The organism is Pelagibacterium montanilacus (assembly GCF_003992665.1).
Taxonomy (GTDB): Bacteria; Pseudomonadota; Alphaproteobacteria; order Rhizobiales; family Devosiaceae; genus Pelagibacterium; species Pelagibacterium montanilacus.
Genome location: NZ_RZMX01000009.1, coordinates 35,712 through 50,291 on the forward strand (window position 1 = coordinate 35,712; position 14,580 = coordinate 50,291).

At 63.9% G+C, this 14,580-nt stretch carries 9 protein-coding genes; 6 read left to right on the forward strand and 3 right to left on the reverse strand.

The window, feature by feature from the left end:
* Nucleotides 1–2: 2 nt before the first annotated feature.
* Entirely contained in the window at nt 3–1,559 is a 1,557-nt protein-coding gene (locus EO136_RS03575) for a putative maltokinase (RefSeq protein ID WP_127143106.1), read from the reverse strand.
* Nucleotides 1,556–3,625: an alpha-1,4-glucan--maltose-1-phosphate maltosyltransferase gene (locus tag EO136_RS03580; protein ID WP_206513260.1), complete on the reverse strand. Its 2,070-nt coding sequence runs from the start codon at nt 3,623–3,625 to the stop codon at nt 1,556–1,558. Before EO136_RS03580 ends, EO136_RS03575 begins: the two co-directional genes overlap by 4 nt.
* 163 nt (nt 3,626–3,788) lie before the next feature.
* On the opposite strand from EO136_RS03580, the gene malQ reads away from it, so the two are divergent.
* The 3 genes from malQ to EO136_RS03595 all read left to right on the forward strand — a co-directional run bounded on the left by malQ (nt 3,789) and on the right by EO136_RS03595 (nt 10,025).
* Nucleotides 3,789–5,936, forward strand: coding sequence for a 4-alpha-glucanotransferase (malQ, locus tag EO136_RS03585; protein WP_127143107.1), 2,148 nt, complete (start codon nt 3,789–3,791; stop codon nt 5,934–5,936).
* Between the two features lie 120 nt (nt 5,937–6,056).
* A complete protein-coding gene (treS, locus tag EO136_RS03590) occupies nt 6,057–8,123 on the forward strand; it encodes a maltose alpha-D-glucosyltransferase (RefSeq protein WP_127143108.1) in 2,067 nt (688 codons plus the stop codon).
* A 141-nt stretch (nt 8,124–8,264) separates the two neighbouring features.
* On the forward strand, nt 8,265–10,025 hold the full coding sequence (locus EO136_RS03595; protein ID WP_127143109.1) for a methyl-accepting chemotaxis protein: 1,761 nt from the start codon (nt 8,265–8,267) through the stop codon (nt 10,023–10,025).
* Nucleotides 10,026–10,841: 816 nt separating this feature from the next.
* Here the strand turns inward: EO136_RS03595 and EO136_RS03605 are convergent.
* Nucleotides 10,842–12,059, reverse strand: coding sequence for a hypothetical protein (locus tag EO136_RS03605; RefSeq protein WP_127143110.1), 1,218 nt, complete (start codon nt 12,057–12,059; stop codon nt 10,842–10,844).
* 337 nt (nt 12,060–12,396) lie between these two features.
* Between EO136_RS03605 and EO136_RS03615 the strand changes: the two genes are divergently transcribed.
* Genes EO136_RS03615 through EO136_RS03625 form a run of 3 tightly spaced genes read left to right on the forward strand, consistent with a single transcriptional unit; the run spans nt 12,397 to nt 14,569 of the window.
* Complete coding sequence (locus EO136_RS03615; protein ID WP_127143111.1) at nt 12,397–12,852, forward strand: DUF2924 domain-containing protein; 456 nt, start codon at nt 12,397–12,399, stop codon at nt 12,850–12,852.
* Nucleotides 12,849–14,174 carry a recombinase family protein gene (locus EO136_RS03620; protein WP_127143112.1) on the forward strand — a complete coding sequence of 442 codons (1,326 nt, stop codon included), beginning with the start codon at nt 12,849–12,851 and terminating at the stop codon, nt 14,172–14,174. The genes EO136_RS03615 and EO136_RS03620 overlap by 4 nt, the downstream gene beginning before the upstream one ends.
* The gene (locus EO136_RS03625; RefSeq protein WP_127143113.1) at nt 14,171–14,569 is read left to right on the forward strand and encodes a hypothetical protein; all 399 of its coding nucleotides are present in this window, start codon (nt 14,171–14,173) and stop codon (nt 14,567–14,569) included. The genes EO136_RS03620 and EO136_RS03625 overlap by 4 nt, the downstream gene beginning before the upstream one ends.
* Nucleotides 14,570–14,580 lie beyond the last annotated feature (11 nt).

Below are 14,580 nucleotides of genomic sequence, written 5' to 3' on the forward strand. Positions count from 1 at the left end.
GGTTATTGTCCCGGGCTTTGGCCCTCGTTCAAAAGGTCTTGGATCCCGCTCAAGGGAATTTGGATCCAGTCGGGCCTGTTGGCCAACTCGTAGCCGACTTCGTAGATGGCCTTCTGGATCACGAAGAGGTCGGTCAGCGCCCTGGCGAACGCGGGATCGCTCGGGTAGCTGGCCGCGCCGGCCACGTGGGTTTGGTAGCTGGCGAGAAAATCGTCAGTGACGGTCCGGCGCCAGTCTTCGACGCGGGCGCGAACGGTGTCCGGCAGGTCGCCGGTTGTATCCCGGTAGCGGTCGAGCGCGGTCCAGGCCGCATAGTGGAACGAGCGCAGCATGCCCGCCACGTCCCGCAGGGGCGAGGACTTGGCCCGCCTTTCGGCAAGGCTTCGTTTGGGTTCGCCCTCGAAATCGATGATCATCACGTCGTCGCGGGTGACCAGCACCTGACCGAGATGGTAGTCGCCATGGATGCGCGAGCGGCCGCCGGACGGCGCCATGGCGCCACAGGCCTTGATCCGCGCGATCAGGCGGTCCTGCCGGGCCAATATATCTTCCGCTATGGCGCGGGCGAAGGGCGAGAGAGCCGACAAACGCCGCTCGAGGCGACCGAGCAGATCGCGCGTTTCGCCCACAGCCTCGCTCACCCAGCCGGCACTGTCAGAGGGCTGCAACGGGTCGACCCTGAAATCGATGTCGTCGGTATGAACGGCCAGTGCCTGATGCATTTCGGCCGTGCGTCGTCCAAGGACAGCGCCGAGCCATCTCCCGGCATCACCGGAGTCCTCGTTCAGGCTCAGGGCCAATGCGCCCGTGACCGCCGCCCAGGCATCGCCCTGATTGGGCACGAAGGCGAAGGCCGCCGCCAGCGTTGTTGCCGAGCCGTCCTTGGGGCGGAACCGGACTTCGCCCAGAAATTCCGGGGTGTTGCGAAAGCCGCCGACACCGGTGAGAAAGCGTGCCACCTCCACGTCGGGCTGATCGCCCTCACGCAGCCGGCGATAGAGCTTGAGAATGATGCTCGAACCGAAGGCGATCGAGACATTGCTCTGCTCGACACCGAGCGCATGCGGGGCCTCCAGAGGCTCATAGCGCCGCAGCGCGTCGCTCCCGATAAAAAGGACGGTGCCCCCTTCAGCATCAAGGTGCATGTCTTGGCGCATGGCATCGAGCAGGGCGAGTGCCAGCCCCTCATGGAGCGCGCTGTCGATCAGAACGCCGGACCGCTCCCCGGACCCGATGCGGGCAAGGACGGGCGCTCGGGTTTCACCCACCGCCTCCCAGATGGCCGAAACCGGCAGCAGATAGCGCTGGGTCTCGCCGTCCAGCCGGACATCGGCGACAAGCAGGGCGTGGTTGCCCGGCTCGAGTTCACCGAGCGAGACAAGCCGGACATTTTCGATGGTCTGGTCCTTGGCGCCGAACCAGCGCTGGCGCGGCAGGAAGGCGGGCAGGGTGGTGTTCTCGAGCTGAGCGAACCCCGGCCCCGCCCACGCGGAATTCAGGCTGCCGTCGGTCGAGACTAGTTTCGGGTCTGTTCCCACGTTGCCATCGGCTGGGCTCATCGCACGGCTCCGGGCGGAATGAGCCGCCAGATTGCATAGGGCTTATAATAGGGGTCGAGATGGATGTGCTGGTTCTTGCCGTGCCAGGTGAAATGATGGCCGGTCACCATGTCCTCAACCTCGATCGAGGCGTCGTCCGGCAAGCCGAATTTCCAAAGCGGCACCTCGAAATCGGCGCCCTGGGCGGTGTGGGGGTCGAGGCAGACGTGGAACAAAAGGAAGTCCGACAGGTCATCTGTGTACTTGGCGTAGCACATGATGGTGTCGTTCCAGGCGTTGATGAAATCGAGATTGGTGAACTGCTGGAGCGCCTTGTGCTCGCGGCGCAACCGATTGATGAACGCGATGTCCCCCTTGATGTTGTCGGGGCGGTCCATGTCCCAGGCCCGGATCTCGTATTTCTCGGAGTTGAGGTGTTCCTCCTTGCCCGGCACCGGCTCGGCTTCGCAGATTTCAAAGCCGTTGTAGACGCCATAGGTGCTGGCCAGGGTGGCGCCCAGAACCAGGCGCGTCTGGAACCCGGGGCGGCCGCTGGTCTGAAGGTAGCGCGGATTGATGTCGTGGGTGGTGGTGAAAAAGTTCGGCCGCATGTAATGCCGGCATTCCTCGGTGGTCAGCTCTGTCAGGTATTGCTCGAGCTCCCACTTGGCGTTGCGCCAGGTGAAATAAGAGTAGCTCTGCGCAAACCCCACCTTGGCCAGCCGCTTCATGACCTTGGGACGGGTGAAGGCTTCCGAGAGGAAGATTGCATCGGGGTGCTTTGCCCGGACCTCGCCGATCATCCACTCCCAGAACGGGAACGGCTTGGTATGGGGATTGTCGACCCGGAAAATCTTGACCCCGTGCTCGATCCACAACAGCACGATGTCGCGCAGCGCGTACCAGATGTCGGGAATGGCATCGCGATAGAAGTGGACGTTGACGATGTCCTCGTACTTCTTGGGCGGGTTCTCGGCGTATTTGATGGTCCCGTCCGGCCGCCAGTCGAACCATTCGGGATGGGATTTGATCCAGGGGTGGTCCGGAGAGCACTGAATGGCGAAATCCAGCGCGATCTCGAGGCCATGGGCGCTGGCGGCGGCGACCAGGCGGTCGAAATCCTCGAACGTGCCCAGCCTGGGGTCGATCGCCTCGTGTCCCCCGGCAGCCGACCCGATGGCATAGGGGCTGCCTGGATCATCGGGGCCCGCGGTCAGGGAGTTGTTCTTGCCCTTCTTGTTGGCCTCGCCGATCGGGTGGATGGGGGTGAAGAAAAGGACGTCGAAGCCCAAATCTCTCACATAGGGCAGCTTGCCGATGACGTCGTCGAACGTGCCGTGGCGGTGCGGATCGCCCGATTGCGAGCGCGGAAACATGCAGTACCAGGCGCCGAAGGCCGCGATCTTGCGATCAACGAAGATCTCGAGGTCACGCTCGTAGCGGCTCAGATTGGTCCGCGTCGCAGCCCGGGTCATCAGTGCAGCGATATCATCGGAGCTGAGCAGGGCCCACCTGACCCCATTGTCGGCGAGTCCGCCAAAGGTGTCCAGCACCCGGTCCAGCGCGCCTTTGTCGGCGGGGGTGGCCCGGTCGGCGTGCCGGGCAGAATCGAGCAGGCGTCGGCCTTCCTCGAGCTCGAGTGCGATATCGAGGCCTGCCGCGTATTTCTTGGCGGTGTCCTTGCGCCAGGTGCCGAAAAGGTCGCGCCAGCCGATGATGGTGAACTCGTAAAGCCGGTTCTCGGAAAAGACCACGCTTGCCCGCCAGCGGTCGTTCTCGACGAATTCCAGCGGCTCCTCGAGCCAGACAGCGTCGGTGCCCTTGGCGCGGTACAACACGGCTGCATCGATGCTTTCATGGCCGTCGGCAAAGACATCCGCTTGGATAAGGACGGGTTCCCCGATCACGGCCTTGGAGGCAAACCGCCCGCCGTCGATCTCTGGCTCGATGCCTTCGATGGCAATGCGGTTGGCTGCCAGAGCCATGAGGCGCTCGTCAGTCGTGCTCAGGGCGGGGCTCGTGGCGTCGGTGGCCAGGGGCAGCGTGGTCCGTTTCCCCGATTTGCTTTTCTCAGTCTTGCGCAGCATGTGGCCCCCGCAGCGTGTCCAGCCCTCCACGTCCAATGCGCCAGGGCAGAGTTGGTTTCGTTTTAACTCGCGGAACTCAAACTGAGTGAGTCTATTGCTTAAGTGGGGGCGCAAATGGCCCAGCTCCCCCGGTCCGCGTCCCGCCGGCGCACCAGGAGAGCTGATGAAACCCGACAAAGAGACCACACCTTCTCCATTGCAGCAATTGGCGGAGCGCTACGGAATATCCAGCCGGTTCGAAAACGCGTTTGGAACCACCGTCGCCGTAAGCAGCGAAACGCTTGGCCTTCTGCTCGACAGCATGGGGGTTCACATCGCCAGCGAGGCTGATGCCCGGGACGCGCTGGAGCTGGCCAAGGCGCGCGCCACGGCAAAGCTTCCGGCAAGTGTCGTCACCGTTCCCCGGGACGGTATCTGCCGCGTGGAGATCAGGGGCGGTGGGTTGCCCAACCCGCTCGAGTGGCGCGTGGTCCTTGAGACCGGCGAGCAAACCAGCGGGACATTCGACTGGTCCGGCATGGCCCCTTCGGAGAGCAGGATGGTGCTGGAGCTCACGGACCTTCCGTACGGTTACCATACGCTGCGCCTGCCTCAGGTGGAGGCCGCAACGCACCTGATCGTCAGTCCCGGCCAGTGCTGGCTGCCCCAGGAGGTCAAGGACGGCCAGTGGGGCATAGCCGTTCAGCTCTATCTCGTCCGGTCGGCCGGAAACTGGGGGATCGGCGATTTCTCCGACCTCGTCGCGCTGATTGGACTGGCGGGCGGCCGCGGCTGCGGACTGCTCGGGCTCAATCCCATGCACCAGATGTTCCTTGATGACCCCGAAGCAGCCAGCCCCTATTCCCCCGCCACACGCCTTTATCTCAATCCGATCTATATCGACGTGGAGGCCGTGCCGGAATGGGCGCTATCGCGGGCGGCTCAGGATCTGGCGCGCTCGGAGGTCTTCCAGGCCAAGCGCGAACGCTGCCGCGCCTCCGCGCTCGTGGACTATGCCGGTGTCACGGCGCTCAAGCTCGAAGCGTTGCGCATCCTGTTCACCACCTTCACCGATGATGCGGCTCTCGAGCGCAAGGCGGCTTTCGAGACGTTCCGCCACGACAAAGGCGAGAGCCTGCGGCGTGCTTCGCTCTTTCAGGTGCTGCGCCAGCGTTTCGCATCCTCAGGGTCCGACCATGTGGACTGGCGGGCCTGGTCCGAGGATCTGCAAACCTGCGGTTCGGTTGCACTGGAAGAATATGCGCGTGAGCACCGGGACGAGGTGGACTTCCAGGACTGGCTGCAATTCGTCGCCGACGAACAGTTCGCCCTCGCTGCAGAGGCCGCGCGGCGGAAGGGCATGGCGGTTGGGCTTTATCGCGACCTGGCGGTGGGGTGCGCCGCTGCCGGAGCCGAGACATGGGCCAACCCCGATGCGTTTCTCCGGCGCAGCCTTGTTGGCGCGCCGCCCGATATCTTCAACCCAGCGGGCCAGAACTGGGGCCTGCCGCCCTTCGATCCCGTTGAACTGGGCCGGGAGGGCTATCGCAGCTTTGCAGAGTTGATCCGCGCAAACATGCTCCACGCCGGCGGGCTGCGGATCGACCATGTCATGGGTCTGCGGCGGCTGTTCTGCATTCCCGAGGGCAAGAGCCCGGCCGAGGGCGCCTATGTGAGCTTCCCGCTGGACGATCTGCTTGGCGTTCTTGCCCTTGAATCCCAGCGCCAGCATTGCCTGGTGGTGGGCGAGGATCTGGGTACCGTGCCCAGCGGCTTTCGCGAACGGCTCTCGGCTGCCAATGTCCTGTCCTATCGCGTGCTGTTTTTCGAACAGGACTTCGACGTCGGCACGTTCTTTGCGCCGGACGTCTATCCGGCGCTGGCCTTCGCCAATACCGGAAGTCACGACCTGCCGACCCTGCTGGCGTGGTGGCGGGGCGACGACCTCGTCCTCAAGCAGAGTCTGGGCGCGTTCGAGACCGAGGAGGAAACGCGCAGCCAGCACGAGCGACGCGCGCGCGAACGCAAAAATATCCTTGCCGCCTTCGCCAGTGAGGGGCTCGTCCCGGACGGGTCGAATCCCTCTCTCGTTACGCCCGAGGCGTTTGCGCGATACGCTCACCGGTTTCTGGGGCTGACGGGTGCGATGCTTTTGTCCACCCAGCTCGACGACATGACCGGCGAGATCGATCCGGTCAACGTCCCGGGCACGGCATCGGAGCATCCGAACTGGCGACGGAAATACAGGTTGACCCTCGAGGAGCTTGCAAACGACGATCAGGCGTGGAGTCTTGTCGAGCCGCTCGCGCGTGGAAAACCGGTCCATGCCTAGGAGCGGATCGAATGCACAAGGACGCATCGGCGGCCCCATCCGAGCGTTGAGTTGGAAAGCCGACACTTCGCGTCAGCCCGGCTGGCGACAATCATTGCCCAACCATCGAACAGGCCAGACATGGACAAACCAGACCCTCAGTACATCGATTGGCTCCTGGAACAGTCGATGCTCGCCAATGCGCGCAAGCTCGCCGCCCGCTATGCGGGCAAGGGACGTTTCTGGCGCAACCCCTATGCCGAGGCACGCCCGCGGGCCGCTTCTGCTCTGGCCTCGGTGTGGTTCACCGCCTATCCCGCCGCGATCGTGACGCGCGAGGGTGAGAGCGTTCTCGCCACCCTGGGGGATCCCGAGCTTTGGCGCTGCCTTGCCTCGATCGGTGTGCAGGGTGTGCATACCGGGCCGATGAAGGAGGCCGGAGGCATCCGCGACGGGGTCAAGACGCCGACGGTGGACGGCAATTTCGATCGCATCAGCTTCGAGATCGATCCCCATTACGGCACGTCTGACGAATTCGTAGCGATGAGCCGGGTCGCGGCGGCCTACAATTCGATCGTGATCGACGACATCATCCCGGCCCATACCGGCAAGGGCGCCGACTTCCGCCTTGCCGAGATGTTTTACGGCGATTACCCCGGGCTCTACCACATGGTCGAGATTCCCGAGGAGGATTGGCACCTTCTGCCCGAGATCCCCGAGGGCCGGCGCGCGGCCAACATGTCTCCCGACTGTGTCGATGCCCTCAAGGCCAAGGGCCATATCGTGGGTCAGCTGCGCCGGGTGATCTTTTTCGAGCCCGGGGTCAAGGAGACCGACTGGAGCGCGACCGATGTCATCGTGGGGGTCGACGGCATTGCCCGGCGCTGGGTCTATCTTCACTATTTCAAGGAGGGCCAGCCTTCGCTCAACTGGCTCGATCCATCGTTCGCCGCCCCACAGATGATCGTGGGAGACGCGCTCCATTCGCTCGACGTGCTGGGCGCGCGCGGGCTGCGGCTCGATGCCAACGGATTTCTCGGCGTCGAGGTCCGGCATGAGGAGACGGCCTGGTCCGAGGGCCATCCGCTCTCGCTGGTGGGCAACCAGATCATCGCGGGCATGGTGCGCAAGGCGGGCGGGTTCACGTTCCAGGAACTCAACCTCACCGTCGACGACATCGCGGAAATGTCCAAGGGTGGCGCCGACCTCAGCTATGATTTCATCACCCGCCCGGCCTATCAGCACGCGCTCCTGACCGGCAACACGGAATTTCTGCGCATGATGCTGGGCATCATGGATGACTTCGATATCGACCCGGCCTCGCTGATCCATGCGCTCCAGAACCATGATGAGCTGACGCTCGAACTGGTGCATTTCTGGACCAAGCACGCCAGCGACACGTTCACCTTCGAGGGTCAGGCCTGGCCGGGCGCGCTGCTGCGCGAGCATCTGCGCGATATCCTCTATAACAAGCTCACCGGTGATGCCGCGCCTTACAATCTGCGTTTCGTGGCGAACGGGGTGGCCTGCACGACGATCAGCGTGATCACGGCGGCTCTGGGCATCCGGGATCTCGACGCCATCACACCCGAGCAAAAGGAGCTGATCCAGCGCATCCATCTGCTCCTCGTGATGTACAACGCATTCCAGCCGGGGGTCTTTGCGCTTTCGGGCTGGGATATCGTGGGCGCGCTTCCGCTGCCGGCGGACGCGGTCGGTGACCTGGTTGCCGAAGGCGACACCCGCTGGATCGAGCGCGGGGGCTATGATCTGATCGACGTCAATCCGGGGGCCCAGCATTCCAGTGCCGGTCTGCCCAAGGCGCAAACGCTGTACGGTTCGCTTCCCCAGCAGCTCGAAGATCCGAACTCCTTTGCAAACCAGCTCAAGCACCTGCTTGCCGTCCGGCAATCCTACGGGCTTTACGCGGCCCGCCAGATCGCCGTTCCGGACGTGCAGAACCCGGCGCTGCTGGTGATGGTGCACGAGCTGCCCGACGGGCGCGGCATACAGGTGACGGCGCTCAATTTCGGTCCTGAACCGCTCGAGGAAACGATCGTGCTCGATCATGTTGAGACCGGACCCGTGCTCGACATGCTGACGGGGGGAATTTACGGCGATCTGCCCGAGGACGGGCACTTGTTCATTCGCCTGAGCGGATATGAGGGCCAATCGCTCAGGATCGCGGGCAATGTCCCTTCGATCTGAAGCAGCAGCTAGGTAGAATGCGGGCATAGGCCGTTAACCGGAGGGCAAGGGGCCGAGTGCATTTTCGGTGCGGTCTGATCGGGCAGGATTGATGGCAATGGCGGCGACGCGCGCGGCCAGCAGATTTCGGGGGTGCTCAGGATGTTTCCCAAGCTGCGAAACCGGGATCGTGACGAAGCGCGAACCAAGCTCGAGGCCATAAACCGGTCGCAAGCGGTGATCGAGTTCCGGCTGGACGGAACGATCCTTGCGGCCAACGCCAATTTCCTTTCCGCAATGGGCTATGATCTGGCCGAGGTGCAGGGCAGGCACCACAGCCTGTTCGTCGATCCCGGTTATGCCGCCACCCAGGAGTACCGGACCTTCTGGACGGAGCTCGGGGAGGGGCAGTATCGCGCCGGCGAGTTCTGCCGCTATGCCAAGGGCGGGCGCGAGGTCTGGATTCAAGCGAGCTACAATCCGGTTCTGGACAGGGCCGGGCGGCCGATCAAGGTGATCAAGTTCGCCACCGACATCACCGAGCAGAAGCTGAAGGCGGCCGATCATTCGGCCCAGGTTGCCGCGATCAACCGTGTGCAGGCGGTTGTCGAGTTCACCCTCGATGGCGAGGTGATCACCGCCAACGAGAATTTCCTCGCAACACTGGGCTATGGCATGGAAGATATCCGGGGCCAGCATCACGCCATGTTCTGCGAAAAGGACTATGCCGCGAGCCCGGAGTACCGGGAGTTCTGGGCGCGGCTGCGCCGGGGGGAGTATGTGGCCGGGGAGTTTCGGCGCCTGGGACGCGGGGGCCGGGAAGTCTGGATTCAGGCGAGCTACAACCCGATCCTTGACCCCAAGGGCCAGCCGGTCAAGGTGATCAAGTTCGCCACCGACATCACCGAGCGCAAGCGCGCCGAAGCGATCATAGACACGCTGACCATCAGTCTGCAGTGCCTGGCGCAGGGGGATCTGACCGGGCGGATCGAGCAGCGCTTTTCCGGTCAGTACGAGGCCCTCCGTCTGGCCTACAACGCCTCGCTCGAAAAGCTGGTCGACATCGTAGACCGGCTCAAGCAGACATCGACGACGGTCAAGACTGCGACAGGAGAGATTCTTGCGGGCGCCAATGATCTTGCCGAGCGCACCGCCAGGCAGGCGACCACGGTCGAGGAGACGTCGGCGACCATGGAGCAGTTGTCGGGTGCGGTCGTTTCCAGCTCCAAGGATGCGCGCACGGCGGCGGAAAACACCCGCAACCTCTCGGATTCCGCTACCCAGGGGGGTGAGGTCATGGAGAGGGCCAATGAGGCCATGCAGAGGATTTCGGCGTCCTCGGCCAAGATCTCCAGCATCATCGGCATGATCGACGACATCGCCTTCCAGACCAACCTTCTGGCGCTCAATGCCTCGGTGGAGGCGGCGCGCGCGGGTGACGCGGGGCGCGGTTTTGCCGTGGTGGCGGTCGAGGTGCGCCGGCTCGCCCAATCGGCAGCTTCTGCATCCTCGGACGTCAAGGCCCTGGTGGAGACCAGCCTCAACGAAGTCGGCGGCGGCACCAAGCTCGTCGAGCAGGCCGCCGACCGGCTGGCGCAAATCCTCGACGCGGCACGCGAGAACGCAAGACTGGTCGATTCCATTGCCAAGGCCAGCGCCGAGCAATCCCTCGCGATCAAGGAAATCAACGTCGCGGTCCGCCAACTCGACGAGATGACCCAGCACAATGCGGCGCTGGTCGAAGAGACCAATGCCGCCGTGGAGCAGACCGAAGGCCAAGCTATCGAACTTGACGCCATAGTGGATATCTTTGTGACAACCACCGAGCAGGAAATGCCAGCGGCCCCGACGCCGATACGGCCAAAGCCAAGCGCGCCGGTATCGGGCAATCTGGCGATCAGTGCGGACTGGGACGAGTTCTAGGGCAAGACGGCCAAGGTGATGATCGCCCGCGCGCACATGCGCAAACGATAACAATATCAGTGGCCTGGACGGCGAATGGGGGAGAGGGAGGTCGCCGCTTTAGCGTCCGGTATCGTGCAGATAAAGACGTTAAGGCCCTGTCCGCCTTGCATTTTCGTATTCGGGTTGTGCGGCAGTGTGCAGAAAATATGGTGAAAGCCAATTGCTCTGTGGGGCAAAATTGAATGGCTGCGAGCAGGAAGAGACACCCGATAAACGCCCTCACGGCCGTCCAGGTGCGCAACCTGAAGGCTCCGGGACGATATGCGGAAGGCAATGGTCTTTATCTGGTTGTCGACCCGTCCGGCGCCCGACGATGGCTGAGGGCGCCAAGCCAACATGTTGGTTAATTGCCTCGCTGGAGGGGGCCGTTGCCGTTGATTCAGGAGCAACCTCGCCATCTGCGACGCAGCAGCTAACGCGCGAGCGAGACGGTTGACCGATTCCCCGTTTCCGCGTCACGCAGTTAATCCATACAATGCTGGACAGAAAGCATTTCCTCGGAGGGCCAAACTATTGTAACCGTCCACTAGCGTGCCCGGCGTCCTTCACGTTTGGCAACAAGATAAGATTTTATCGGATACCTATGGTGCAAAAGCCTTTCCTTGTTTCTCTCGTCATCGCAACGGTGGCGGACGACGGGGATTTGAGTGACTGTCTCGAGAGCCTCGCCGCATTGCGCGACCCTCCCGGTTTCGAAGTCGTCATCGTTGACCAGAACCTCGACGACCGTCTCAACGCGGTGATCGCCTCTTATGTCGGCAGGCTCGAGGTCGTTCATCTGCGCGTCGGATTCATCAGCCCGTTCCGTTCGATCAGCTTCATCACCCGCGCCTCATGCTGGGTGCGACGGAACTGCACGACGCCCGGGGGCCGCAGCTTGACCGTGACCTGCGGCTGGCGCTTGCCGTCGCTCTTGAACAGGATCCGGAACACGAGCTCGCCCAGCCGCCAGGCGCCGCCGAACGACACCGGTGTGCTGCCGAAATGCTGGAGCGCGTCACCGCCGAGATCCCGCGACCGCAGCGTGCGCACCACGCGGGGATACCCCTTCTTGCCGGGCGCCATCAGGTCGGCCGCCGCCTCGATGATCAGCACCTTGTCGATCAGTGGATCGTAGGCGGCATCGAAGACGAAGCCCGGTCCGGCCAGTTCGACCGGGCGCAGGGTATAGAGGTCCTGCGCATCGTCGCCGTCGAAGAAGCCGGGTCTGTCGAGGATGATCGAGGCGAAGAGTTCCGCGATCTCGGGCTGATGCGCCTTCCGGATACGGGCCAGCCGCAACATGCCGGTGTTCTCGGAGTATCGCAGCACGGCGTGGGAAATCTGGCGCACGCTGATGACCCGTTCAACCTGGCCCTCGACGACCGGCATGGTCGAGACCATCGAACCATGGCTGACCACGAGGTTGATCTCGTCATCGTCGTCGTAGTCGCCCACCCGGCAGTAGTCCCCGAGAAAGGCGTCACGGAAGAGCGCGGCGACGGCCGTTCGGAACGCCTCGACCTTCTCCGCCGTCAGATCGATCGCGACGCCACGTTCCCGCCCGGCATACTCATGCAGGCGGTCGGCGGTGAGCATCGCCATGTGATCGGCGGCCGCGTCGAACAGGTCAGGATGCTCCAGAAACACCCGGACGGCGATGTGCTTGGGATCATGCGCCTTGTTCGGCGCGTCCTCGTCGCCGGTCTTCATGTCGGGGAACAGATCGACGCCCTGACGCGCGGCCTGCGCCTGGATGATCTCAAGGCCGCGGGCGTCGCCCAGTTCCGCGATGCGGTGCAGATCGCCGCGCAGCCCCTCGGGATAGCTGTCCTCGGCACCGGTCAGCAGCTTCTCCAGCGCCTCGCGGGCGGTATCCTCCTCCTGGTCCAGCAGGTCGATGGAGAAGCCCTTGTACTTGCCCTCGTGCCGCGCCAGCAGCGGCTTCATCAGGGCGAGATCAATGGTCTTGATGAACCGGGGGTTAACGAACTTCTTCAAATTGCCTGCCACGACGAATCCCCTTTCCTGCAAAACCAGTGTTCTTGATACGTTCTTTTGCGTGATTCATCAACCTGCGCGGGATCGACTGGGACGGTTTCCGACAGCGACGAGTAGAGGCCAGAGGAGACGACCACTCCGAGGCCCGCATGAAACGCCCCAATCCTCTGCCGCCCGACCAGATGACCCCCGCCGAGCGACGCGCCGAACTGTGCGGGCTGCTGGCGCTCGGGCTGGTTCGGTTGCGGATGCGGGAGACGGGCGAAGTATCTGACGATACTGGAGAACGTTGCCTACACTATCCGCCCGACCAATGCCGTCATGCAACTCCAACTCACCGGAGAAATGCATGAACAAGCCCGCTCCCATCCCCGCGCGCCTGGCCGCGCTCAAGACCACGCCGACGCCCGACCTGAAGAAACAGTGGCGCGACCTGTTCGACAGCGAGCCGCCGCCGTTCAACCGCCGCTACCTGGAGAGTCGGCTGGCCTATCGGATCCAGGAACTTGCCTATGGCGGACTTAAGCCGGAGACGATCCGGCGGCTGGAACGGCTGGGCGAGGAACTGGACGGCGGTGACAAGAAGAAGCGTGGCATCCGCGCTGATCGCGACCGGCCCATCACCGGCACTCGGCTGCTGCGCGAGTGGCAGGGCAATGAGCAGATCGTCACAGTCACCGCCGACGGCTTCGAGTGGCAGGGCCGACCCTACAAGTCGTTGTCGGCCATCGCGCGCGCCATCACCGGCACGCGCTGGAACGGCTGGGTCTTCTTCGGGCTCAAGAACCACAGGGGGCGGACATGACGAAGCCACCCGATAAATCGAAGGTCGTCCGCAAGCTGCGGTGTGCCGTCTATACCCGGAAATCTTCCGAGGAAGGGCTGGAACAGGAGTTCAACTCGCTCCACGCCCAGCGCGAGGCCTGCGAGGCCTACATCGCCAGCCAGCGGTCAGAGGGCTGGGTGCTTGTCCGCGATCAGTATGGCGACGGCGGCATTTCGGGCGGCACGCTGGAACGGCCCGGCCTGAAACGCCTGATGGCTGACATCGAGGACGGGCTGGTCGATGTGGTGGTGGTCTACAAGATCGACCGCCTCAGCCGCTCGCTGGCTGATTTCGCCAAGCTGGTCGAGGTGTTCGACCGGAACGGCGTGACCTTCGTCTCGGTCACCCAGTCCTTCAACACCACCACGTCGATGGGCCGGCTGACGCTGAACATCCTGCTGTCTTTCGCCCAGTTCGAGCGGGAGGTGACGGCGGAGCGCATCCGCGACAAGGTCGCCGCCAGCCGGAAGAAGGGCATGTGGATGGGCGGCGTGCCGCCCTACGGCTATCGCGTCGAGAACCGGAAGCTGGTGATCGACGACGAGAGCGCCGCGCATGTGCGCTGGATCTTCTCTCGCTTCCTCGACATCGGATCCTGCACGGAACTGGCGCGGGAGGTCGGCGCGCGCGGCATCCGGACGCCGCGCGGCAACCGGATTGACAAGAAGTACATCTATCGGATGCTCAGCAACCGCGCCTACATCGGCGAGGCGGTCCACAAGGGCGATAGCTACCCCGGCGAGCACGACGCGATCATCGACCGCGAGACTTGGGAGAAGGTTCACGCCATCCTCCAGGAGAGCCCGCGCAAGCGCGCCGCGCGCACGCGCGCCGACACGCCCGCGCTGCTGAAGGGGCTGCTGTTCGGTCCCGATGGCGCCGCGTTCTCACCGACGCATACCCGCAAGGGCGACAGGCTCTACCGCTACTACGTCAGCCAGACGGTGCTGAAGCACGGTGCCGGGTCGTGCCCGGTGGGTCGTGTCCCCGCAGGCGAGATCGAGGCCGCCGTGATCGACCAGCTGCGCGCAGTCTTCCGCCAGCCCGAGATCGTTGCGGGGACGTGGAAGGCGGCGCGCGCCCACGCCGACGACATCACCGAGGCCGACGCCCGTGCGGCTCTGCAGCAACTCGATCCGCTTTGGGACGAGCTTTTCCCCGCCGAGCAGGCGCGTATCGTGGCGCTGATGGTCGAGCGCGTGGACATCGGCACGGATGGGCTCAACGTCCGGCTGCGCGTGGACGGCCTTGGCAGCCTCGCGCGCGAGATGCTGGCCGGCGGAATCGGAGAAGCCGCGTGACCCGCGGGGCTCCGATCCCCGACACGGTGACGCTGCATGTCCCGTTCCGCCTCGTGAAGCGCGGCGGGCGTAAGGAGACGCAGTTGCCGGAAGGCGCCGCTCCGCCGCACCGGAAGGACAGCGCCCTCGTCAAGGCGCTGGCGCGCGCGTTTAGATGGAAGCGCATGCTGGAGTCCGGCGAGTTCTCCACCATCGCGGAGCTTGCCGAGCGCGAGGTGATCACCTCCTCCTACATGACCCGCGTGCTGCGTCTGACGCTTCTCGCGCCGGATATCGTCGAGGCGATCCTTGACGGAAAGCAGGGGCCGGAGGTCACGCTGGCGCGAGTGATGGAGTCGGTCCCAGCCGAGTGGTCAGCAAAATTCTTAAAAACCCCTGATATGTCAGACCTTTAGACCCAAGTGAG